The sequence below is a fragment of the Demequina oxidasica genome (genome assembly GCF_000975115.1).
Taxonomy (GTDB): Bacteria; Actinomycetota; Actinomycetes; order Actinomycetales; family Demequinaceae; genus Demequina; species Demequina oxidasica.
In genome coordinates, this window is sequence record NZ_BBRE01000002.1 from 196323 (window position 1) to 218645 (window position 22323).

The 22323-nt window shown below is 63.2% G+C and carries 22 protein-coding genes; 19 read left to right on the forward strand and 3 right to left on the reverse strand.

Annotation, left to right across the window (positions count from 1 at the left end):
- Position 1 precedes the first annotated feature (1 nt).
- Positions 2-1714, reverse strand: a complete 1713-nt coding sequence (locus AOP77_RS07920) for a putative bifunctional diguanylate cyclase/phosphodiesterase (RefSeq protein WP_062212007.1) — start codon at positions 1712-1714, stop codon at positions 2-4.
- 177 nt (positions 1715-1891) lie between these two features.
- On the opposite strand from AOP77_RS07920, the gene lepA reads away from it, so the two are divergent.
- Both lepA and hemW read left to right on the forward strand, forming a co-directional pair.
- The gene (gene lepA, locus AOP77_RS07925) at positions 1892-3745 is read left to right on the forward strand and encodes a translation elongation factor 4 (protein WP_062212009.1); all 1854 of its coding nucleotides are present in this window, start codon (positions 1892-1894) and stop codon (positions 3743-3745) included.
- 8 nt (positions 3746-3753) lie between these two features.
- Positions 3754-4905 (forward strand): radical SAM family heme chaperone HemW, encoded by a 1152-nt coding sequence (gene hemW / locus AOP77_RS07930; RefSeq protein ID WP_084622465.1) that lies wholly within the window; start codon positions 3754-3756, stop codon positions 4903-4905.
- 42 nt (positions 4906-4947) lie between these two features.
- On the opposite strand, the gene AOP77_RS07935 is transcribed toward hemW, so the two are convergent.
- Together AOP77_RS07935 and AOP77_RS07940 are read right to left on the reverse strand one after the other, a co-directional pair.
- On the reverse strand, positions 4948-5376 hold the full coding sequence (locus AOP77_RS07935) for a DUF4870 domain-containing protein (protein WP_062212016.1): 429 nt from the start codon (positions 5374-5376) through the stop codon (positions 4948-4950).
- 91 nt (positions 5377-5467) lie between these two features.
- The gene (locus AOP77_RS07940) at positions 5468-5866 is read right to left on the reverse strand and encodes a DUF4870 domain-containing protein (protein WP_062212019.1); all 399 of its coding nucleotides are present in this window, start codon (positions 5864-5866) and stop codon (positions 5468-5470) included.
- Between the two features lie 348 nt (positions 5867-6214).
- Between AOP77_RS07940 and hrcA the strand changes: the two genes are divergently transcribed.
- The 17 genes from hrcA (at position 6215) to AOP77_RS08025 (ending at position 22303) form a co-directional block, all read left to right on the forward strand.
- Entirely contained in the window at positions 6215-7228 is a 1014-nt protein-coding gene (gene hrcA, locus AOP77_RS07945) for a heat-inducible transcriptional repressor HrcA (RefSeq protein WP_062212021.1), read from the forward strand.
- Positions 7229-8356, forward strand: a complete 1128-nt coding sequence (dnaJ, locus tag AOP77_RS07950) for a molecular chaperone DnaJ (protein ID WP_062212023.1) — start codon at positions 7229-7231, stop codon at positions 8354-8356.
- Positions 8357-8371: 15 nt separating this feature from the next.
- On the forward strand, positions 8372-9160 hold the full coding sequence (locus tag AOP77_RS07955; protein ID WP_062212026.1) for a 16S rRNA (uracil(1498)-N(3))-methyltransferase: 789 nt from the start codon (positions 8372-8374) through the stop codon (positions 9158-9160).
- Entirely contained in the window at positions 9157-9501 is a 345-nt protein-coding gene (locus AOP77_RS07960; RefSeq protein WP_062212027.1) for a histidine triad nucleotide-binding protein, read from the forward strand. The genes AOP77_RS07955 and AOP77_RS07960 overlap by 4 nt, the downstream gene beginning before the upstream one ends.
- 518 nt (positions 9502-10019) lie before the next feature.
- A complete protein-coding gene (locus tag AOP77_RS07965; protein ID WP_439644704.1) occupies positions 10020-11012 on the forward strand; it encodes a PhoH family protein in 993 nt (330 codons plus the stop codon).
- Entirely contained in the window at positions 11009-11461 is a 453-nt protein-coding gene (gene ybeY / locus AOP77_RS07970) for an rRNA maturation RNase YbeY (RefSeq protein WP_062212030.1), read from the forward strand. The genes AOP77_RS07965 and ybeY overlap by 4 nt, the downstream gene beginning before the upstream one ends.
- A 42-nt stretch (positions 11462-11503) precedes the next feature.
- On the forward strand, positions 11504-12751 hold the full coding sequence (locus AOP77_RS07975; protein WP_062212033.1) for a hemolysin family protein: 1248 nt from the start codon (positions 11504-11506) through the stop codon (positions 12749-12751).
- Positions 12744-13655: a GTPase Era gene (era, locus tag AOP77_RS07980; protein ID WP_062212036.1), complete on the forward strand. Its 912-nt coding sequence runs from the start codon at positions 12744-12746 to the stop codon at positions 13653-13655. Before AOP77_RS07975 ends, era begins: the two co-directional genes overlap by 8 nt.
- 188 nt (positions 13656-13843) lie before the next feature.
- The gene (gene leuA, locus AOP77_RS07985) at positions 13844-15610 is read left to right on the forward strand and encodes a 2-isopropylmalate synthase (RefSeq protein ID WP_062212039.1); all 1767 of its coding nucleotides are present in this window, start codon (positions 13844-13846) and stop codon (positions 15608-15610) included.
- Between the two features lie 168 nt (positions 15611-15778).
- The gene (locus AOP77_RS12525; RefSeq protein ID WP_269078425.1) at positions 15779-16117 is read left to right on the forward strand and encodes a TM2 domain-containing protein; all 339 of its coding nucleotides are present in this window, start codon (positions 15779-15781) and stop codon (positions 16115-16117) included.
- A 71-nt stretch (positions 16118-16188) separates the two neighbouring features.
- A complete protein-coding gene (recO, locus tag AOP77_RS07995; protein ID WP_062212042.1) occupies positions 16189-16935 on the forward strand; it encodes a DNA repair protein RecO in 747 nt (248 codons plus the stop codon).
- 283 nt (positions 16936-17218) lie between these two features.
- Positions 17219-17938, forward strand: coding sequence for an HAD family hydrolase (locus tag AOP77_RS08000; protein ID WP_152649829.1), 720 nt, complete (start codon positions 17219-17221; stop codon positions 17936-17938).
- 1 nt (position 17939) lies between these two features.
- On the forward strand, positions 17940-18986 hold the full coding sequence (locus AOP77_RS08005) for a phosphate/phosphite/phosphonate ABC transporter substrate-binding protein (protein ID WP_062212049.1): 1047 nt from the start codon (positions 17940-17942) through the stop codon (positions 18984-18986).
- 11 nt (positions 18987-18997) lie between these two features.
- Positions 18998-19825, forward strand: coding sequence for a phosphonate ABC transporter ATP-binding protein (gene phnC, locus AOP77_RS08010; protein ID WP_062212052.1), 828 nt, complete (start codon positions 18998-19000; stop codon positions 19823-19825).
- Positions 19826-19828: 3 nt separating this feature from the next.
- A complete protein-coding gene (phnE, locus tag AOP77_RS08015) occupies positions 19829-20629 on the forward strand; it encodes a phosphonate ABC transporter, permease protein PhnE (RefSeq protein WP_062212056.1) in 801 nt (266 codons plus the stop codon).
- The gene (phnE, locus tag AOP77_RS08020) at positions 20626-21468 is read left to right on the forward strand and encodes a phosphonate ABC transporter, permease protein PhnE (protein ID WP_062212059.1); all 843 of its coding nucleotides are present in this window, start codon (positions 20626-20628) and stop codon (positions 21466-21468) included. The genes phnE (AOP77_RS08015) and phnE (AOP77_RS08020) overlap by 4 nt, the downstream gene beginning before the upstream one ends.
- Entirely contained in the window at positions 21446-22303 is an 858-nt protein-coding gene (locus AOP77_RS08025) for a MurR/RpiR family transcriptional regulator (RefSeq protein WP_062212062.1), read from the forward strand. The genes phnE (AOP77_RS08020) and AOP77_RS08025 overlap by 23 nt, the downstream gene beginning before the upstream one ends.
- Positions 22304-22323: the final 20 nt, after the last annotated feature.

Genomic DNA, 22323 nt, shown 5'->3' on the forward strand with positions numbered 1-22323 from the left:
GTTACGTTAGCGCGCTGGAGCCAGGCAGTGTCAATGCGGAGTCGGCGAGTTCATGGTCCGGCTTTGCGTCGGCCAGCAGCTCTTCGATGGGAAGCGAGTGCCCAAACAGGAACCCCTGACCGTAGCTCCATCCATGCTTACGAGCGATCGAATACTGGGCCTCGGTTTCGATGCCTTCGATGATTCCGTACATGTCGAGCGAAGTTGTCAGGCTTGCCATGGCTGTCGAGATCCGGTCACCAGTTGACCTGTCACCAAGTCGCAACGTGAACTCTCGCGCAAGCTTGAGCCCGGCGACAGGATTCTGGAGGACAGAGGACAACGACGAATAGCCGGTGCCGAAGTCGTCGATCAAGAGGTCGATCCCCATGGCCGTGAGCCTGGCCAGATCGGAGTGTTCGGCAGGGGTTGCCGCGAGCATGCCAGTCTCAGTGATCTCGAGTCCGAGGCGGTCGGGACTTACTCCGGTCGCGTCCAGCGCAGACGCCACCACTCGGGTGAGGTTCGCGCTACCAATTTGCCGTGTCGAGACGTTGACGAAAACCTTGCCCTTGAACTCGGGGTACGAGGCGATGAGGCCGCATGCGTCCAGCAGGACGAGTCGACCGAGTTCAATGACCAGGTTCGCGGCTTCGCACACATCGATGAAGTCTTGCGGCATCAATAGGCCGCGCGTGGGGTGCTGCCAGCGGACCAGAGCCTCGTACGCCACCACCTCGCGGGTACCAAGGTCCACTACGGGCTGATAGTGGACCCGCAGTTGGCCCTCGGCGATCGCGAGGCGGAGCTCCGCCTCGACTGACAGTCGCGATAGGGCCTTGGCGTGCAGGTCCTCCCGGAAGACTTCCGATCCGGCGCGTCCTGCTTGCTTCGCGGCGAACATGGCGAGGTCGGCCCGGCGCACTAGCCCTTCAGCGCCTAGGCCAACATCGGCCAGCGCTATGCCGGTGCTGATGGTGACCCGCACTTCATGGCCGCCCACGACCAGAGGTTCTTGCACCGCATCGGTGATCACGGCGAGGAGTCCCTGCGCGGCGTTCTCAGTGAGGATGGCGTCGAGTACCACTACAAACTCGTCACCGCCGAGGCGGGCCACGACGTCGGTGGGACGCACGGAATCCCGTATCCGCCGTGCCACTTCAATGATCGCATCGTCGCCTGCCTCATGTCCGAAGGAATCGTTGATGAGCTTGAAGTGGTCGATGTCGATGAACAGCACTGCTACCGGCGCGGTATTCCCGGTGCGGGAGAGGGCTGCGGTGAGCAACTCGACCAATCGGGACCGGTTGGGTAGACCCGTCAAGTGGTCGTATTGGGCTCGGTGTTCGAGGAGCTCCTTGGTGCGCCGCACTTCGGTGACGTCTTCGATCTGAATGATGCATGTATGGCGACCTGACGCGGCATCATGAGCGACGTCAGAGACGGTGACGCGGGTCCACACGGTGTCGCCATTGTGGTGTAACAGTCGCTTTTGTGCCTGGTAATAGGGCATAGAGCCTGAGGCGACCGCGGTCATCATCTCGCGGTCGCGCTGTAGATCGTCGGGGTGCGTGTATGTGGAGTAGTGCGCTCCGACCACATCCGCGCTCTCACGGCCCAGGATGCGTGCAAATGCGTCATTAAGCGCGATAAAGGTGCCCGCGTCGTCAACAAGCGCCATGCCAATGGGCGAGTCTCTAAAGATTGAGCGGAAAAGGTCATCGTCGTGCGTCATCTGTCCCCCGGTTTCAGAAAGTGCGGCGCCATTGCGTTTGCGGCCGTAGTCAAACGTCGTTATTGACCTATGCGGCCCTCGCACTATGTATCGGCACGCGCGAGCCGCGCATGAGTGTGCTGATTCGTGGGACGATAGGGGCTTGCCTCCGCCCCCATTCAAGGAATAGCCACCACAGTGTCACTTGACCCTCGCATTCAGCCTGCCTCGACTGACCCGAGTCTGATCCGCAATTTCTGCATTATTGCGCACATCGACCACGGCAAGTCCACTCTGGCTGACCGCATGCTCGGTATTACCGGCGTGGTCAGCGAGCGCGCCTCCCGCGCGCAGTACCTGGACCGCATGGATATCGAGCGCGAGCGCGGCATCACCATTAAGTCTCAGGCCGTTCGCATGCCGTGGGAAGTAGAGGGCGGCGCTCACGCTCTCAACATGATTGACACCCCCGGACACGTGGACTTCAGTTACGAGGTATCCCGCTCACTCGCCGCTTGCGAGGGTGCCGTGCTGCTGGTGGACGCCGCGCAAGGCATCGAGGCGCAGACCCTTGCGAACCTCTACCTGGCCATGGAAAACGACCTGGTCATCATCCCTGTGCTCAACAAGATTGACCTTCCGTCCGCCGACCCCGACCGCTATGCCGCGGAACTTGCTCAGCTCATTGGCTGCGACGAGGAGGACGTGCTTCGCGTCAGCGGTAAGACCGGCGAGGGTGTGCCCGAGTTGCTCGACCGCGTGGTGCGCGACATTCCGCCGCCCGTGGGCGATGCATCGGCTCCTACCCGCGCCATGATCTTCGACTCGGTGTACGACACCTACCGCGGCGTGGTGACGTATATCCGCGTGATCGACGGGGCCCTCAAGCCCAAGGAAAAGATCGCAATGATGTCGACCCTCGCGACTCACGAGTTGCTCGAGATCGGCGTCATCAGCCCCGAGCCCGTGCCCACTAAGGGTCTGGGAGTCGGTGAGGTCGGCTACCTGATTACCGGAGTGAAGGACGTGCGCTTGTCCAAGGTGGGCGACACCGTCACCTTGGCGAACAACCGCGCCGCAGAGTCGCTTGGCGGCTACCGAGACCCGCGGCCGATGGTCTACTCGGGTCTTTTCCCGCTGGACGGCTCGGATTTCCCTATCCTGCGCGACGCCCTGGACAAGCTCCAGCTCAACGACGCCTCGCTGGTCTATGAGCCCGAGAGTTCGGTAGCGCTCGGGTTCGGCTTCCGTTGCGGCTACCTTGGGCTGCTTCACTTGGAGATCGTGCGTGACCGCCTCGAGCGCGAGTTCAACATCGACCTCATTTCCACCGCCCCCAACGTGGTCTATCAGGTCACCATGGACGACGGAAAAATTCATGAGGTTACGAACCCGTCTGAGTTCCCCGGCGGCAAGATTGCCGAGGTGCGCGAGCCGGTTGTTAAGGCATCCATCCTGGTACCCAGCGAGTTCATCGGCACAGTCATGGAACTATGCCAGGAGCGTCGCGGCACCATGGGCACCATGAACTACCTCAGCGAGACGCGCGTGGAGATGCACTACACGCTGCCGCTCGCCGAGGTGGTCTTCGACTTCTTCGACCAGCTCAAGTCACGCACCAAGGGCTACGGCTCGCTCGACTACGAGCCCGACGGTGACCAGGCCGCGGATCTTGTCAAGGTAGACATCCTGCTGCAGGGCGAGACCGTGGACGCCTTCAGCGCCGTGGTCCATAAGGATGCCGCGTATGCCTATGGACTGTCGATGGTGGGCAAACTCCGCAAGCTGATCGACCGTCAACAGTTCGAGATTCCCATCCAGGCCGCGGTCGGCGCGCGCGTGATTGCTCGCGAGACCATCAAGGCCATCCGCAAGGACGTGCTCGCCAAGTGCTATGGCGGTGACATCTCGCGCAAGCGCAAGCTGCTGGAAAAGCAGAAGGCCGGTAAGAAGCGCATGAAGAATATCGGCTCCGTTGAGGTCCCCCCGGAGGCGTTCATCGCCGCGCTGTCTACGTCCGACGACGGCTCCGACAAGGGCAAGAAGAAATAGCGAAGCCGATGCGCGACTTCGGGGTCTACATTCACGTCCCGTTCTGCTCGGTCCGGTGTGGGTACTGCGACTTCAACACCTACGCCCCAGGGGAGGTCGAGGGCGCGACGCGAGAGGGTTACGTCGAAGCGGCACTGGGGGAGATGGCTCAGGCCCACGTGGCGATGGCAGGCGACAGCCGTCCCGCGTCCACGGTGTTCTTTGGCGGCGGTACACCCACCATGCTCGACCCGACCGCGCTCATCGCATTGCTCGATGGCGTCCGCGGTACCTGGGGAATCGCCCCAGGTGCCGAGATCTCCACTGAGGCAAATCCGGACTCGGTGAGTGCTGCCTCCCTGTCAGCCCTCGCATCGGCCGGCTTTACTCGGGTGAGCTTTGGAATGCAGTCTGCCGTCCCTCATGTGCTTAAGACGTTGGAGCGCACCCACAACCCAGACAACGTCGCGAAGGCCGTCGGGTGGGCCAAGCAGGCGGGGCTCGCGGTCAGCCTGGACCTCATTTACGGCACGCCGGGGGAGTCGCTCGAGGATTGGCAGTCGAGCCTCGACGCCGCGGTGATTCTCGAGCCTGACCATGTCAGCGCGTACGCCCTAGTCATCGAACCGGGCACCAAGATGGGTGCTCAACTGCGGCGCGGCGAGGTCGAGCCGGTCGATCTGGACACACAGGCGGACATGTACGAGGCCGCCGAGTCGCGCCTAGCGGCGGCGGGATACCGTTGGTACGAGGTGAGCAACTGGGCGCGCGTTCCAGAGCAGGCCTGCCGGCACAACCTCGCCTATTGGCGTAGCCAGGACTGGTGGGGGATTGGCCCCGGCGCGCACAGCTATTTGGGTCCCCGTGTAGGCGCTACTGCTGAACGGTGGTGGAATGTGAAGCACCCGCGCGCGTACGCGGCGCGCATTGGCGCCGGTCAGAGCCCCGAACAGGAGCGCGAGCCACTGAGCGCCAACGACCTCGCGCTGGAGTCGGTCATGCTTCAGATCCGACTGGCAGAGGGAATCCCGCGTGAGGCGGTCGCCGCAGACAAGACCGGGCAGATTGCGGCGCTCATCGGCGACGGTTTACTCGACGGCCGAGCCGCGCTCGCGGGCCGACTAGTACTGACGATGCGCGGGCGGCTGCTCGCCGACGCCGCTGTTCGCGCGCTGACCTAAGATCCTCGGTCAGCGCGCCGCATCGCTCCCGGTCGTCACCTTCTACTTCACGAAGGGTATCGCGAGGGGGATCTTGTAGTACTCGCCGCGTTGCGCCGCGGTGCCTGCCATGAACGAGATCACGACCGAGAAGATCCAGTACGCAATGAAAAGCGGAATAGTGACGAAGAGCCCGATGAATAGCGTCACGATGCCGAGGACCACCGCTGCGATACCCGCCACGATCGTGGTCAGCTGAAGGTTGAGATTCTGCTTGCCGTGCCAGTCAACGAGCGCGCTGCGTTCCCGGTACATGAGCCACATGATGAGAGGAACCACAAAGCTGAGCGTTCCGGCAGACAGGATTGCGGCGATCGCGGCGGCAAAGTGAATCCACATCGAGACGGTGCGGGCCTCCGACTCGTACATGGGGATCGGTGGTGCGGGGTGAGGCGGCGTCGGGTTCTGAGAATCATGTGGTGTGTCGGTCATGCCACGAGCGTGCCACGAAACACCAAAGCCCCGCATCCTTCCGAGGAGGGATACGGGGCCCTGGTTGGCCTCAGGGTGGTGAGTAAGGGTGTTACTTCACCAGGTTGAGGTTGAACGGGTACTTGTAGGCCTGGCCCTTGTTCGCGGCCATTGCGCCCTGGATGCCGAAGATCAGCGCAACAACGACGGTACCGAGCCACAGGAGGGGGGAAAGAATCCACCCAATGATCGGAATCACGCTCAGGATGACTGAGGCGAAGTAGCCGATCGAGACCAGGATTCCGAAGTTCAGGGCCTTCTTGCCCTCGGTGTCGGTGAACTGGCTCTGGTCCTTGCCTACCAGCCAAATGATGAGCGGAATGAGGAACCCGGTAACAACCACAGCGTGAGCAATCGTGGCCATCGTGTTGGGGTTCGTGCTCGAGGAGCCTGCGGGCTGACCGGCGGGCTGCTGAGGCTGCTCGGGAGGGGGAGGGGTGCTGTCAGTCATGGTTTTTCTCCAGTGCGTAGTCGAGATGGACGTAAAGCTGGTCCGCCTCGCCGGCAGCCGCGATTTGTCTGGACACATTGAGAACGCGACGGCGAGGACTTCCAACCCCTCCAATGTAGCGATAAAGGCCCAGCAAAGTACAGAAGTAGGCGTGGGGCGGGTCGTCTCCAGGTGTCGATGGGGTCCGTTTTGCGCGGCAATCCCTCTCGTGTGGGGCCGCAGCGTGCCGCCGATGACACGGTAGAATTGGCACTCGGGCGCGTCGAGTGCCAGCGGGCCATTGCCCGCATGCGCACATGTGACGCCCTACTACCTAGCCGATGACTATGCGCCGACGGGAGGCAAGCCATGACCGATGACCGCCGCCGTGCCGTCCTGCACGCGATCGTCGAGGGGTACGTCTCGACCTCCGAACCCGTTGGGTCTAAGGCGTTGTCGACCCGCCAGGAACTTGGTGTTTCACCTGCGACGATTCGCAACGACATGGCGGCCCTCGAGGAAGAGGGGCTGATCGCTCAGCCGCACACGTCTGCTGGGCGCATCCCCACTGACAAGGGGTACCGCTCTTTTGTCGATCACGTCGCGGCATCGGCGCTGCAAGACTCGCAGAAGCGAGCCATCACGACGTTCCTCTCAGACGCGGTTGACGTCAACGATGTGGTCGAGCGTTCGGTGCGCCTGCTGAGTCAGCTGACCCGTCAGGTTGCTGTGGTGCAGTACCCGTCGGTTCGTGAGAGTGCAGTGCGTCGCGTGGAATTGGTGCGCATGGGTGCCGAGCGTGCGCTCGCGGTGGTGGTTTCCGCCGATGCTCGGGTAGAGCAGGCGACCATCGCATTGGGCGAGGACCCGAGCGAGCAAGAGTTCGAACGTCTGGCGCGTGAGGTGAACCAAGTCTCCGTGACGGCCACGCCTTCCTCACTTCAAGGTGACCTGGACGCGTGGGCAGCCCATGACGGTCAACCTGACTGGGCCGCCTCACTTGCGGCGGCGGTAGCAAAGTCCGCCCGTGGCGGTACGGTGGAGCGCGTAGTTTTTGCCGGTACCGCAAACCTTGCGAGAGCAGGCACGGACTTCGAGGCGGACGCCATGGGGTCAGTGCTTGATGCCCTTGAGGAACAAGTTGTGCTGTTGCGGTTGTTACACGAGATGACCGGGCAGAGCCAGGACGTGGCGGTGCGCATCGGTTCGGAGACTCAACACGAGTCTCTCGCGCGCACGTCGATTGTTGCCGCAGGGTATGGAGCCGACAATGGCGGCCTGTCCCTGTTGGGCGCGTTAGGACCAACTCGAATGGATTACCCAGGGACGATGGCCGCGGTACGCGCCGTCGCCCGCTATTTGTCGAAGGTTGTGGAAGCTTAAGTGAACGACTACTACTCCGTCTTGGGCGTCCCCCGCGACGCGACCGAGGCTGACATCAAGAAGGCCTACCGCAAGCTTGCGCGGGAGTTTCACCCCGACGTGGCCGGACCCGGCGGCGAGGCACGCTTTAAGGAAGTGGGCGCGGCGTACGAGGTGCTCGGTAACTCTGACAAGCGCGCGCAATACGACCGCGGTGTCGACCCCCGTGGTGGACACAGCGGCCAAAATGCAGGCCCACAGGGATTTGGCTTTGAGGATATCTTCGAGTCATTCTTTGGCGGCGGTCAGCAGCAGCGTCGTGGCCCCGCTAGCCGCATGCAGCGCGGTGGAGACACCCTCGTGTCCGCGGAAATCACGCTGGACGAGGCAGTCTTTGGCGTCAAACGCGAAGTTCAAGTGGATCTTGCCGACACGTGTGGCACCTGCAAGGGCACGTGCTGCGCACCCGGAACCTCGCCTCAGCAGTGCCGCCAGTGCAACGGCCAGGGCCAGGTGCAGCGCATGGCGCGGTCCTTGCTCGGAAACGTCATGACCACGTCGCCGTGCCCCGTGTGCGGCGGCTACGGCTCGACCATTCCGCAGCCTTGTGGCGAGTGCTCCGGCCAGGGGCGCACGCACTCGCGTCACACCATCTCCGTCGACATCCCCGCGGGTGTCGAGACGGGTACGCGCATCCGCATGTCTAACTCGGGCGACGCGGGCGTTGCCGGCGGCCCCAAGGGCGACCTGTACATCGAGATCCGCGAGAAGGCCCACCCTACGTTCGAGCGCCAGGGATTCGACATTCACTGCACGTTGCATGTGCCGATGACAGCGGCGGCGCTCGGCACCGTCATGGGCATCGATACGTTCGACGGCGCTCAGGATGTCGAGGTGCGTGCCGGTACGCATTCCGGCTCGACAGTGAAGCTCAAGGGCCTAGGCGTCGGACGCCTTCAGCGATCCGGGCGCGGAGACCTGCTCGTTCACCTCGACGTGCAGACCCCCACCGACATGACCGATGAGCAGACTGAGCTGCTCCGCCAGCTCGCGGCACTGCGTGGCGAGGAGATGCCGGAGGCCCACATGGCGCCCATCGGTGGGGGAGTTTTCTCTCGGCTTCGCGACGCCTTCATGGGTCGCGCGTAGCGTCCTGAGTTGTTCATGAGCGCACCGGTTTTCATCTGCCCCGCAGCGGCCGATGCTGTGGTGGGCTCCGTCATTGAGGTCTCCGGCGAAGAGGCTCGCCACGCGGTCACAGTGCAGCGGCGACTAGTAGGTGAGGCTGTGGACCTCGTTGATGGCACCGGTGCTCGCGCAAGTGGACGCATCGTTGAAATCGGGGACTCTCGCATGACGGTAGAGGTCGCTGAGGTGTCTCGCGACGCTGATCCGGAGATCGTGCTCGTGCAGGCGCTCGCCAAGGGCGGGCGTGACGAGCAGGCCATTGAAGCGGCGACAGAGCTAGGTGTGACCCGAGTGGTGCCGTGGGCGGCCGAGCGATCGATAGTGCAATGGCGCGGCACGAAGGTGAGCAAGGCTCGCGCACGGTGGCTATCTCTCGTCACCGCCGCGACCAAGCAGTCCCGTCGTGCGTTGATCCCCACGGTGGAGACCCTCGCCTCGACCAAGCAGTTGGCTCAGCTCGTCTCGACAGCGACCGGTGAAGGTGCACGGGTGCTCGTCTTGCACGAGGTGGCGGCGACGCCCATCGTCGATCTCGATTGGGAGGGCGGCACCGACGTGCCGGTCTGGATGATCGTTGGGCCTGAGGGCGGAGTGTCTGATCACGAGCTCGACGTGCTCGGCCAAGCGGGCGCAGAGGCCGTCTTGCTCGGTCCCCACGTCCTGCGCGCATCGTCCGCCGGACCCGCCGCGATTGCCGCGCTTGCCGCAATACGCGGCACGTGGTCGACCCGTGTTGACGGGCGGGGCTTTACGCTAGAGGGATGACCGACACTGACTGCTTGTTCTGCCGCATCGTCGCGGGAGAGATTCCTAGTGACAAGGTTGCGGAGACCGACACTGTGCTGGCGTTCCGCGACATCAATCCTGCCGCCCCCGTGCACGTCTTGGTGATACCTAAGACCCATTCACCGAACATCACCGCACTCGCGGCTACGCACCCGGACCTGATCGCCGACATGGCGGCTGTTGCCCAGATGGTGGCGGACGACGAATGCGGCGGACAATACCGCTGGATCTTCAATACGGGACCCACTGCCGGGCAGTCTGTTTTTCACGTCCACGGCCACGTCATCGGCGGCAAGGACCTTGGATGGAGCCCCGCGTGAGCACCAACCGCGTCGTCACGGTCGACAACTCCCACGTCGCAGAACTGCTCGGCTACAACGACACCGTTATCCGGGTGGTCGAGAAGTCCTACCCAGCGGTCTCCATTTTGGTGCGCGGTAACGAGATTTCGCTCGAGGGCGCCGCGGCGGATGTCGACGAGGCGGCCACAGCAATCGAGGAGCTGCGCGGCATCCTGTCCGCCGGGGCCCCGCTGAATGCCGACGTGGCACGCGAGACTATCCGCATGTTGCGCGGTGCGCGCGACTTTGGTGCCACCACCAAGCCCGAGGCTCCCGCCCATGAGTCGGCGATCCAACCGGGCCTGAGCGTAGGTGTTCCGGAAACGACTCACGACGGCGTACAGGGTGACGACCAGGGTATGGAACTCGTGCCTGAACTTGTTCCCGACCTCGAGCCCGTCAAGGACACAGAGCCAGAGCCAAATCCTGAGCCCGAGCCAAATCCTGAGCCCGAGTTGGTTCTAGGGCTCGATGTCGCGCAGCAACCCGAATCCGGGATGGGGTTCGAGGTGGCTACGGATCCGGTGGCGGATCTTGTGGCTAAGCCTGACATCGCCGCCGCTCCCAAGAGCGCCCCCAACGGCGACCTCTCTCCTGAACTGAAGGAGGCGCTGACGCGAAACGAGCCTGCCGCGACGGAGCCTCATGTTGAGGAAGCTCCGGCTCAGGACGTCCCACTAGAGGCCCCCGAGCGCAAGAACATCGTCACCCCAGATCGTGCCGTGGCCCCGGACCGCCCGGCCCAAGTGCTGTCTCGCTCCATCCTGAACTCTCGTGGCCGCACTATCCGTCCTAAGACGGAGGGACAGGCCAAGTACGTTGACGCGATCGAGCAGCACACCATTACGTTCGGCATCGGCCCTGCGGGTACTGGCAAAACGTACCTCGCCATGGCCCAGGCAGTGGCGGCGCTCCAAGCCAAGCGTGTTAACCGCATCGTCCTCACCCGCCCGGCCGTCGAGGCAGGGGAACGGCTCGGCTTTCTACCTGGCTCGCTGAGCGAGAAGATCGACCCGTACTTGCGCCCGCTCTACGACGCGCTTCACGACATGCTCGACCCTGAGTCGATTCCGCGTTTGATGGAAGCCGGCACCATCGAGGTCGCTCCGCTGGCGTACATGCGCGGCCGTACGCTCAATGATGCGTTTGTGATTCTCGACGAGGCACAAAACACCACCCGCGAACAGATGAAGATGTTCCTCACTCGGCTCGGATTCGGCGCGACGATGGTCGTCACCGGAGACGTCACCCAGGTAGACCTACCAGGAGGCACACAGTCGGGCTTGCGCGCGGCGAGCGAGATTCTGACGGGCGTTGAGGACATCTCATTCTGCTTCCTTGGAGCGGAGGACGTGGTGCGCCACCGGCTGGTGAGCGACATCATCACGGCCTACGCGACTGCGGACGAATCTGGCATTCCGACCGCGTCGCGCCGCACGGTGCGCGACGGACAACAGCGCCGCTTCAACAACAACGGAGACCACCGATGATCGACGTCAACAACGAGACCGATGCAGTGGTCGAGGAGATTGAGTTTGCCGAACTGGCAACATTCGTGCTGAAGGAGATGCATGTTGCCGACGGTGCCGAGTTAGCCATTCTCTTTGTCGATGAGCCCACGATGGAGCAGTTGCACATTCAGTGGATGGACGAGCCAGGTCCCACTGATGTATTGAGTTTTCCTATGGACGAGTTGCGTCCGGGCACGCCGGACGAGCCAACGCCCGCCGGCCTGCTGGGGGACATCGTGGTGTGCCCGACCGTTGCCGCCCGCCAGGCAACAGCCGCCGGTCACACTGCCGATGAGGAGATGTTGCTCCTCACTACCCATGGCATTCTTCACCTCCTTGGGTACGACCACGCGGAACCTGAGGAGGAGAAGGAGATGTTTGCCCTGCAGCGCAGGCTGCTCCTCACCTTCCTCGCAAGTCGCGCATGAGGCGATTGCAGCGCGCCAATTCTGAAATTCCTGTGAGGAACAATGTCTAGCGGCAATGTGACGCTACTTGTGGTGGCGGGCATTGTGAGCCTGCTCGGAGCGGCGATCCTGCATGCGGTGGTCGCGGCATTCGAGCAACTTCCTTACGCTGACGAGCGCAGAATCGCAGCTAAGCAACGCCCCGACGGAAGGCCAACCGCGGCTGCCAAGCTGGCTGCGCTGCCAGAACACACCGATAACGCTGCGTCGGTCGCTTACGCGACTCTCGAGGCGATCGTGATTGTCTGTTGGAGTGTGCTTGCGTGGAGCCTCGGCGACGTGCTCTCCTGGCCCACCTGGGTGACGTTCGTTATCGCGATTGTGATCGCGGCCTTCATTGCGCTGATGCTGATACGTGCTGTTCCGCGTCAGATTGCGCGAGCAAACCCGTTGACCACGGTCGCGGCGTTGTCGCCCGCAGCATCGGCCTTGATCACGCTCACCACTCCGGTACGTGCCGTGGTGCCGGCCTTACGCATGCCCGCTCTGGCAGAGCCCGAGGACCTCGTAGAACAGGCCCAGGACGCGCTCGAGGACGAGGATGCGGAACTGCTGCGATCCGTCGTGAGCCTGGGAGACACACTGACGCGCGAGGTGATGGTCCCGCGCACTGACATGGTGACCATCGCCTCGGGCACCTCCGCACGCAAGGCGATGGTGCTGTTCATGCGCTCGGGCTTCTCGCGTGTACCTGTCATCGGGGAGAGTGTCGATGACACCCTTGGGGTGATCTACCTCAAGGACGTCGTCAAGGCCACGTGGGATGACAGTGAGAAACTGGGCAAGCCCGTGGACGACTACATGCGAGATCCTGTGTTTGTTCCCGAATCTGTGCCGGTTGACGACCTCTTGCGCCGCATGCAGGGATCCGTGTTCCACCAGGCGATTGTGGTGGACGAGTACGGTGGAGTCGCGGGCTTGGTGACTATTGAGGATGCGCTCGAGGAGATTGTGGGCGAGGTGGTCGACGAACACGACCGTTTCTCGCCCGATGCCGTCGAACTCGCCACGGGTGGCTATCGGGTGCCCGCGCGCTTTCCACTCGACGAATTGGGTGAGCTGTTCGACATAGAGATTGAAGACGATGACGTGGAGACGGCCGCCGGCCTGCTCGCCAAGGCACTTGGAAAGGTGCCGATTCCCGGATCACGTGTCGCGACCCATGGACTGGTGTTGCTTGCGGAACGAGCCGAAGGGCGCAGGCGCCGCCTGACGTCGATTGTTGTGGTCAAGGAGGCCGAAGATGAGTGATGTACCTTTCCGGAGCGGATTCGCGTGCTTTGTGGGACGCCCCAATGCAGGTAAATCGACGCTGATGAACGCACTTGTGGGTCAGAAGGTCGCGATTATGTCCTCGCGCCCCCAGACCACGCGCCGCGCCATCCGCGGGATCGTTCACCGCGAGGACGCGCAGATCATTGTGGTCGACACCCCCGGCCTTCACCGCCCGCGCACGCTGCTGGGCGAGCGGCTGAATGACCTGGTGCGCGAGACCTTCAACGAAGTCGACGTGATCGGCATGTGCCTGCCGGCGGACGAGAAGATCGGCCCGGGAGACAAGTGGATCGCGCGCGAGCTCGCTGGTGCACGGGCGCCCAAGGTCGCGATCGTGACCAAGGTGGACAAGGTTCCCCGCCCCCAGGTGGGTGACCACCTACTCGCGGTGTCGGAGCTCGCCGACTGGTCCGACATTGTGCCCGTGAGCTCCGTTAAGGACATTCAGATCGACGTGCTGACGGACGTGCTGACCAAGTATCTGCCTGAAGGTCCGGCGCTGTACCCGGACGGCGAACTCACTGACGAGCCCGAGCAAATCATGATTGCCGAGCTCGTGCGTGAGGCCGCACTCGAAGGCGTTCACGACGAGCTCCCGCACTCCATCGCGGTGCAGGTCGAGGAGATTGTGGAGCGACCGCAGGCCGAGGACGACCCACGTCCGCCTTTGCTCGAGGTACGCGTGCAACTGTATGTGGAGCGCGACAGCCAGAAGGGCATCATCCTGGGGCACAAGGGCGAGCGCCTGCGCGACGTGGGTACTAAGGCGCGTCAGGAGATTGAGGGCCTGTTGGGCCGCAAGATCTACTTGGATCTGCATGTCAAGGTCGCCAAGGAATGGCAGCGCGATCCCAAGCAACTGGGGCGACTGGGCTTCTGATCGACCAAATCTGGGCGGGAGCGGCCGGTATTGGCGAGTCCACCCGAGCATCGGCTATGGTGAACGCATGCGTGCACCGCAGTTCACACTGCTCCTTCGTTGCCGCGACGAGGCCTAGTCAGCCGGAAACTCGTCGCGGTGGTTGGTGTGCCGGCTTACACAGCCCCAACAAACTTTGAAGGATTGACATGAGTTCACAGCCGCAGACCACTCCCGACTACTACACCGGCGGCGAGCAGACCCGCTCGCCGATGCCGCTGCACAAGTACGTCCCGTTCCACGAGCAGATCACGGTGGACCTGCCGGACCGCACCTGGCCCGCCAAGCGCATCGATAAGGCGCCGCGGTGGTGCGCTGTAGACCTGCGCGACGGCAACCAGGCGCTGATCGAGCCCATGAACGCCGAGCGCAAGATGCGCATGTTCGACCTCCTGGTCGGCATGGGCTACAAGGAAATCGAGGTTGGCTTCCCGAGCGCCAGCCAGACCGACTTCGACTTTGTGCGCGCGCTGATCGAGCAGGACAAGATTCCAGACGACGTCATCATTCAGGTGCTGACTCAGGCGCGCGAGCACCTGATCGAACGCACCTACGAGTCCATCAAGGGTGCCAAGAACGCGATCGTCCACCTCTACAACTCGACCTCGGTGCTGCAGCGCGAGGTGGTGTTCCGCAAGGACATGGACGAGATCATGGACATCGCCACCCACGGCGCGATGCTGTGCCAGAAGTTCGAGGAGACTGTCCCGGGCACCAACGTCTTCTACGAGTACAGCCCGGAGAGCTACACCGGAACCGAACTTGAGTATGCGGTGAAGGTCTGCAACGCCGTCCTGGACGTGTGGAAGCCCACGCCGGACCGCAAGGTGATCATTAACCTGCCCGCGACCGTCGAGATGGCCACTCCGAACATCTACGCGGACTCGATCGAGTGGATGAGCCGTAACCTGGACTACCGCGAATCGGTAGTTCTCAGCCTGCACCCCCACAACGACCGCGGCACTGCAGTCGCCGCCGCTGAGTTGGGCTACATGGCCGGCGCCGACCGCATTGAGGGCTGCCTTTTTGGCAATGGCGAGCGCACCGGCAACGTGGATCTCGTCACGCTGGGCATGAACCTGTTCAGCCAGGGCATTGACCCGCAGATCGACTTTGGCGACATGGACAACATCCGCCGCACCGTCGAGTACTGCAACCAAATCGACGTCCATCCGCGTCACCCGTGGGGCGGAGACCTGGTGTTCACGGCGTTCTCCGGCTCGCACCAGGATGCGATCAAAAAGGGCCTCGAGTCCATGGACGCCAAGGCCGCGAAGCAGGGCGTCGAGGTGGATGACCTGGTATGGGCCGTGCCGTACCTGCCGATCGACCCGCGCGACGTGGGCCGCTCCTACGAGGCCGTCATCCGCGTCAACTCGCAGTCGGGCAAGGGCGGCGTCGCCTACCTGCTCAAGACGGAGCACCAGATCGATCTGCCGCGCAGGCTCCAGATTGAGTTCTCACAGGTGGTGCAGCGCGAGGCGGACTCGTCCGGTCACGAGATGACCGCCGAGGCCATCTGGCAGATCTTCCAGGACGAATACCTGCCCGCCGCAGAGGGTGAGAAGGCGTGGGGTCGATTTGCCCTACACGGCACGCGAGCCACGTCCACCGATGCTGGTCCCGACACTCTCGCGGCCGACATCGGCGACGCCGGTGAGGCAGTGACCGTCGAGGGCTCCGGTAATGGACCGCTTGCGGCATTCGTCGCGGCTCTTGGCACCAGGGGAGTCAAGGTTGAGGTGCTCGACTATCACGAGCACGCGCTCGGTGGCGGTGGAGACGCAGCGGCGGCGTCCTACGTCGAATGCCAGATTGGCGACCAGATTCTCTGGGGAGTCGGCGTGGACCCGTCGATCACGACGGCATCGCTCAAGGCGATCATCTCCGCGGTTAACCGCGCGGCGCGCGCTTAGCGGTTCGCGAGCTGCCTGGGCTGCTCGCGTGTTACTTTTTCTGAACGTGCGTTTCTTATTAGTGACCTAGGAGTGCAGATGACTGACAACACTTTTCCACCTGACAATTCGGTGCCTCCGTCGACGCCGGGTTCCCCGATCCCACCGCCGCCAGCAACGTACGATGCGGTGGCCACGCCTGGCGCTTACAGCCCAGCGCCGCTGGGTGACACTCGACAGCACTCTTTCTTAGTGACGTGGTTGTTTGCATGGATCCTCGGCTACTTGGGTGTGGACCGCTTCTATCTGGGCAAGATCGGCACCGGGATTCTGAAGCTCATCACCGTTGGTGGATTTGGAATCTGGTACTTGATCGACGTCATCATGGTGTTGGTCGGAGCCACGCGAGACAAGCAAGGTCAGAAACTTGCCGGATATGAAAGCAAGAAGTCGATCGCCTGGATCGTGACAATCGCGGTGTGGTTGCTTGGAGGATTTGCCGGTGGAGTAACACTTACCACCATGTGATCGAGTGAGTGCCGCGGCCATTGCAGGGCGTGGTGCCTCCCGGGCGCAGGGGCGCGAGAGACAATAGGCACGTGCCTCTCTACCGTGACCACGCGATTGTGCTGCGCGCCCACAAGTTGGGTGAGGCAGACCGCATCGTGACGTTCCTCAGCAGGCATCACGGCAAGATCCGCGCTGTTGCCAAGGGCGTTCGCCGCACTACCAGTCGTATTGGCGCCAGGACCGAACCCTTCATGCTGGTAGATGTGCAGTTCTACGAGGGACGCAACCTGGACATCGTGAGTCAGATTGAGACTCGCGAACCGTATGCGCGCCGCATCAGCGAGGACTACGGTCTCTACACAGCCGCAACAGCGATGGTCGAGACGGCGGACAAGCTGGTGGACCTCGAGAAGGAACCCGCGAACGAGCAATACCGCCTCCTGCACGGCGGGCTAGGCGCGCTCAGCCGTCACGATCACGACCCGGGACTGGTGCTCGACAGCTTCCTGCTGCGGTCGCTCTCCATTGCAGGTTACGAGCCGAGCTTTGACGAGTGTGCGAGCTGCGGAAAGCCGGGACCGCATCGGGCCTTCGTGGTCGCCGGCGGTGGCGCAGTGTGCGAGGCGTGCCGGCCCTCGGGTGCGGCGGCGCCGGCGGTCGAGACCTTCGAACTCCTTCAGGGGCTGCTCAGCGGAGACTGGGCGACGGCCGATGCCTCGGACCAGCGCAACCGCCGCGAGGCCGCTGGTCTCATCGCCGCCTACACGCAGTTCCATCTGGAGCGCAAAGTGCGCAGCCTGACGCACGTGGACCGCACCGAGCGCACCCCCAGGTAGTTCGCCAGCGTCAGGAGCGGTGCCGACGAAGTGGTCGGGGTGGCGGATTCCCGGTACCTGGGTCACCGGTGCGGTATCGCGACGCGTTGTGCCATGGCCGGAATCGCCCCGCGCCCCCCCCCGCAAAAAGTATGCCTGTGCAGAAAAGTTCGTCTGTTCGTAACCCTCCCGTGGCCATTCTGTCCATATTGGATGGCTAGGTTGGACGCATTGTCCACCCGGGCAACGACCAGGACGGTCTTGCTCGCGATGCGAGCGGGACCACGGAACGCAAAGGATGGCAGTGACGCACACCATCGTCTTCGACTTCGACGGCACACTCGCACTCGGCTTGGGCCCGCTCAAAGCGTACGCCCGCTGTGTCGCAGAGTTGGTCGAGACGTCGCGACGCGAGTCAGTAGAAGCAGAATTGGACGCAGCCATTCTCGAATTCGAGCGCAGCACGGACCGCTACCGGGACGCATACGACGCTGTTCGTCAGGCTTCACTCGCCCTTGGTATCGAAGACGAGACGCTGTCGCGAGGTTACATGGCCAGCCGCGAGGTGCTTGCTACTGAAGCGGCCCCGGTGAAAGCGCCCGCGGGCCTTCGTGAATTCCTCGAGTCCCTGCCCTGTTATGTGACGGTCACGATGGTGACGAACGCGCCTGACATTCGCATCACGGAGGCGCTGATCGCGCTAGGTGTCGAGGACCTCATTGGCGCCAGGGTGTGTTCCGCGCGCAAGCCCGCGGGCATTGAGGCCGTGGTGCGCGACGCGCTTCAGCACGGTCCAGTGCTGTCCGTGGGCGACATCTACGAGTTCGACCTCGCCCCTGCCCTCGAACTTGGTGCCGACGCCGCCCTCGTGGGTGACACGTCCGGGCGCTACTCGGATCGCGTCACGATGGCCGGCGCGACTCTAACGGACCTCTATCCAGCCATCTCAGCGTGGGCGACCAGTTCAACCGCCCTCACACATGTGCCACCCGGCACCCGTACCAACCACGAAAGGCACAACTAGTATGCGCACAAAGCTCATTGCCTCCGGTGTCGCCGCGACGGCTCTCATCACGTTGGTGGGATGTTCAAGCAGCGACGACGACGCGACCACCACTCCCGACGCCACCTCGACGGCCGCCGCGGAGGAGTCAACTCCCGCCCCGGCTGCCGCTGAATGGCCCACGGAGATCACGCTCGCCTTGATTCCTAACGAGAACGTCACGGACCTCGTGACCTCAGTCACCCCGCTCACGGACTACCTCTCGGAGGAGCTCGGAATTAAGGTCGAGGGTGTCGTGACCAAGGACTACCAGGCAACGGTCGAGGCCCTCGGCTCCGGTCAGGCTCAGATCGCCATTACTGATGCAGGGTCGATGGCGGCAGCCGAGGACATGTACGGCGCTCACGCGGTTCTTCAGGATGTGAGATTCGGCGCCTCGCAGTACGCGTCGGAATTCTTCACCAACAACCCCGACAAGTACTGTGACGACGAGCCTGTGCTCGCAACGTATGGTGCCACGGGCCAGGAGATGCTGTATTGCAATGGTGTGGCATCCGGCGAGGACAACACTGGCGTAGGACCGGTTGGCGTTGACGCCCTCAGCAAGATCGAGCCCGGTACCAAGGTGGCGTTCGGCAACACCACCTCACCTGCGGGCTACCAGCTCCCGGTGCTCGCGCTCGAGGACCTCGGCATCAACGTGGACGACCTTTCGCAGGTACCTGTGACGGGCAATGACACCCTCATCATGGCCGTCTACAACGACGATGCTGAGGTGGGCTTCGCCTATTGGGATGCCCGCAGCGCGATCGACGCCGCGGAGGTTCCCGACCTGGGAGACAAGGTCGTCGTCTTCGGTCTGTCGGAGATGTATCCCAATGGAGGAGTAGTGCTGTCCGACGAACTGCCGCAGGACCTGCGTGATGAGATCACGACCCTGATGGACAACTATTCGGAGGTCGACCCGGACACGCTGATGAACATCTTCAGCCAGACGGACTGGACCCCCGCGGACCCCGCCGCCATCGACCTCGCTCGCAAGGTCAATGCCCGCTTCAGCGGTCAGTAAGAACGCGACGTATGCCGGAGCGCACACCGCACACGGAGGTCGAGGGCGCAGAGTCCTCGGCCTTCGTGGCGTGGCCAATTGAACTCGACGGCGTCACCGTTAGGTACCCCAACGGCGTGGTCGCACTCAACAATGTCTCGCTGTCGATTGCGGCGGGGGAGATGGTCTCCGTCGTAGGGCTCTCGGGATCAGGCAAGTCGACCATGATCCGCACCATCAACGGCCTTGTCCCCGCGACAAACGGAACGGTCACCGTCGGCCCCCACACGGTGACCACGTTGCGAGGCAAGGCGCTGCGAGAGTTGCGTGGCAGTGTCGGAATGATCTTCCAGGGGTTCAACCTCGCTGATCGTGCCAGCGTCTACCAGAACGTGCTCGTGGGGCGCTTCGCTCACACGGCAACCTGGAAGACGATGCTGGGGATGGCGAGTAGCGAGGACCGTGAGATCGTTTTGCGGGCGCTTGATTCGGTAGGGATGCTCGAGAAGGTCTGGGGGCGAGCGGGAGCGCTATCTGGCGGACAGAAGCAGCGCATCGCGATCGCGCGCGCGCTCAGTCAGGAACCCGAAGTCATGCTGGCAGATGAGCCGGTGGCGAGCCTGGATCCACCCACTGCGCACGCGGTGATGACGGACCTTGAGCGCATCAATACCGAGCGTGGACTCACCGTGCTCGTCAACCTTCATCTGATGGACCTGGCGCGCCAGTACACGACGCGCATGATCGGTCTACGAGCGGGAGAAGTAGTCTACGACGGCCCGGCCACAACCGCCACGGACGCGGATTTCGAGGCGATCTACGGGCGCCCCATTCAGTCACGCGACAGGCTCGGTAAGTAGCCGATGACCAACACGCTCGTCCTGCCACCTAAGCCACGCACGTGGCCGCGCAACGTTGGAGTCGTTCTGGCGCTAGCGGCTATGACGCTCCTGACTACCCTCCCGCGGCTAGGTGGCGTCGAGATCGACTTAGGGTCCATCGCCAGGAACTGGAGCAACGCGGCCGAGCGCATCGGAATGCTACTGCAGCCCGACCTATCGATCTTGCCCCGCACTATTGAGCCGATGTTCCAGACCCTGTCGATGGCGATCGTAGGTACCGTCCTCGCCGCGGCGTTGGCGATCCCGCTTTCTCTGTGGGCGGCGCGCCCCACTAACCCCAACGGGCTGACCCGACGCGCAGTGCGCTTTGTGCTGAACGTGGTGCGCGCTGTTCCGGACCTGGTTTACGCGACAATCTTGGTGGCGATGGTCGGAGTCGGCACCCTGCCAGGGGTCATCACCCTGATCCTTTTTGACGTGGGCATCGTAGTCAAGTTGGTGTCCGAGTCGATCGACTCCGCCGACTCCGCCTACATGGAGGGCGGCCGCGCCGCCGGCGGCACCCAGACGCAGATTAATAAGGTGACGGCGCTCCCGCAGTCGTGGCCCGTCATCGCGAGTCAGGTCCTGTATTCGCTGGAACTCAACGTTCGCATTTCGGCCATCTTGGGGATCGTGGGCGCTGGCGGCATCGGCCGACTCATCGACGAGGTCCGTGGCTTCTACCGCTATGACGCGCTGTCCACCATCATCATTGAGATTCTCGTGGTCGTGCTCATCATCGAGGTAGTTTCAAATTACCTGCGAAAGAGGCTCCGATGACGCCCGTCGCTCAGCAGGAGCCGCGGGCAATGCGGGTACCCACCAAGCCACGCCGACTCATGGTCCGTTTGGTGTGGCTCGTCGTCGGACTCCTCTTCGTCGGTTCATTTTGGGGACTAGACCTCGAGTGGGCAAAAATCGGCGAACTTCCCTCGGACGTCGTGCACTACTTCGGGCTCATGTTCTCCGACCCGGATTGGTCCAAGCTACCCGAGGCGCTCTTTCAGACGTGGCGCTCGGTATCGATGGCGTGGGTGGGCGCCCTCCTTGGAGTCGCGTTGTCCACCTTGCTGGGAATCCCCGCGGCGGAGGGGGTCGGGCCTATATGGATTCGGCTGCCGTTGCGCTGGCTGTTCGCCGTGATTCGCGCGGTCCCCGAAGTGATTATCGCGATTATCCTGCTGACGGTGACTGGGCTCACGCCGTTTACTGGTGCCCTCGCGCTCGCCATCGGCGGGATCGGCACCCACGCGAAGTGGACCTACGAGACCATCGAGGCGACCCCCACTGGTGCCGGTGAGGCGGTCAAGGCAGCAGGCGGAAACCTGCTGCAGATGGTTCGCTGGGGTCTCTGGCCCTCTGCATCGCCGGAGCTGATGTCGCTGGGACTCTACCGCTTTGAGATCAACGTCAGGACATCTGCGGTGCTAGGACTCATCGGCGTAGGCGGTATCGGTGACATGCTCACCGGGTACGTACAATTCCGGGACTGGAGCGTGGTCGGTATGCTCATCATCGTCGTGATTGTGGTGACGATGACGATCGACGCGGTGTCGGGAAGGATTCGCCGACGAATCATGGAAGGAGCGAAGTCAATTGAGCTGGACCGGATCGTCTGACGCGCCACCTACTGCTCGGATCGCCGCGCTGATCTCCTCCTTGCAGCCCAGCGAGCGGCGCGTGGCGGAAGCGATTGTGGCCGACGTGAGCAAGGCCGTGGACATGACGGCACAAGAACTCGCAGATGCCGTCGGCGTGGGGCGTGCGTCCGTAGTTCGCACGTCGCAGACTCTGGGCTACCACGGCTACCCCCAGTTGCGAGTCGCGCTCGCTCGTGAGAAAGCATTCGAGCAGCCCATCGCCGACACAGGCGAGGGGTCGCTGGGAATCATGCGCGCCGCCATGGACCGTTTTGTGCGTGCGCTGCCACATACATCCGCCGCGTTAACTGAGGACGTGGTGGACACGTTCATCGCAACTCTCGATGACGCGCCCCGAGTCATCGTTGCGGCAAGTGGTTTGTCGGCGCCGCTCGGATACGATGCTGCGCTACGCCTTACGTCCGCTGGCAGGCCCGCTGAGTACATACCCGACTCGCTCGCGCAGCAAATCGCGGCGCGCCAGTTGGAACCCCATGGCGTGCTCCTGGTGATCTCCGGTTCGGGAGCAAACCGCGCGACACTCGACGTCGTTGGTGCGGCGCGCGCGGCGGGAGCCACGGTACTCGCCGTGACAGGATTCTCGCGTTCGGCGCTAGTGTCCGCGGCCACCACGACACTCGTGGTGCCGCCGGCGACTGAGTCCTTCCAGGATGAGTTGGTTCAGACATCGCGCGCCGCGTTGGCTCTTGTGATCGAGGCGCTTGTGGAAGCGCTCGTGGCTCGCCGTGGTGAGCGCGGACGTACGGCGAGGGCGGCGGTGCTGTCAGTATTGTCGGACACTCTCGACAGTTGATTCGGTACGCCCCCAGATAG

Bases quoted from the DNA above. Each gene is read 5' to 3' on its own strand.
- ybeY (WP_062212030.1), top strand. From the start codon at position 11,009: ATGATCGACGTCAACAACGAGACCGATGCAGTGGTCGAGGAGATTGAG.
- AOP77_RS07955 (WP_062212026.1), top strand. From the start codon at position 8,372: ATGAGCGCACCGGTTTTCATCTGCCCCGCAGCGGCCGATGCTGTGGTG.
- AOP77_RS08005 (WP_062212049.1), top strand. From the start codon at position 17,940: ATGCGCACAAAGCTCATTGCCTCCGGTGTCGCCGCGACGGCTCTCATC.
- era (WP_062212036.1), top strand. From the start codon at position 12,744: ATGAGTGATGTACCTTTCCGGAGCGGATTCGCGTGCTTTGTGGGACGC.
- AOP77_RS07965 (WP_439644704.1), top strand. From the start codon at position 10,020: ATGGGGTTCGAGGTGGCTACGGATCCGGTGGCGGATCTTGTGGCTAAG.
- phnE (WP_062212059.1), top strand. From the start codon at position 20,626: ATGACGCCCGTCGCTCAGCAGGAGCCGCGGGCAATGCGGGTACCCACC.
- AOP77_RS07960 (WP_062212027.1), top strand. From the start codon at position 9,157: ATGACCGACACTGACTGCTTGTTCTGCCGCATCGTCGCGGGAGAGATT.
- phnE (WP_062212056.1), top strand. From the start codon at position 19,829: ATGACCAACACGCTCGTCCTGCCACCTAAGCCACGCACGTGGCCGCGC.
- AOP77_RS07935 (WP_062212016.1), bottom strand. From the start codon at position 5,376: ATGACCGACACACCACATGATTCTCAGAACCCGACGCCGCCTCACCCC.
- leuA (WP_062212039.1), top strand. From the start codon at position 13,844: ATGAGTTCACAGCCGCAGACCACTCCCGACTACTACACCGGCGGCGAG.
- AOP77_RS07940 (WP_062212019.1), bottom strand. From the start codon at position 5,866: ATGACTGACAGCACCCCTCCCCCTCCCGAGCAGCCTCAGCAGCCCGCC.
- hemW (WP_084622465.1), top strand. From the start codon at position 3,754: ATGCGCGACTTCGGGGTCTACATTCACGTCCCGTTCTGCTCGGTCCGG.
- AOP77_RS07920 (WP_062212007.1), bottom strand. From the start codon at position 1,714: ATGACGCACGACGATGACCTTTTCCGCTCAATCTTTAGAGACTCGCCC.
- phnC (WP_062212052.1), top strand. From the start codon at position 18,998: ATGCCGGAGCGCACACCGCACACGGAGGTCGAGGGCGCAGAGTCCTCG.
- hrcA (WP_062212021.1), top strand. From the start codon at position 6,215: ATGACCGATGACCGCCGCCGTGCCGTCCTGCACGCGATCGTCGAGGGG.
- AOP77_RS07975 (WP_062212033.1), top strand. From the start codon at position 11,504: ATGTCTAGCGGCAATGTGACGCTACTTGTGGTGGCGGGCATTGTGAGC.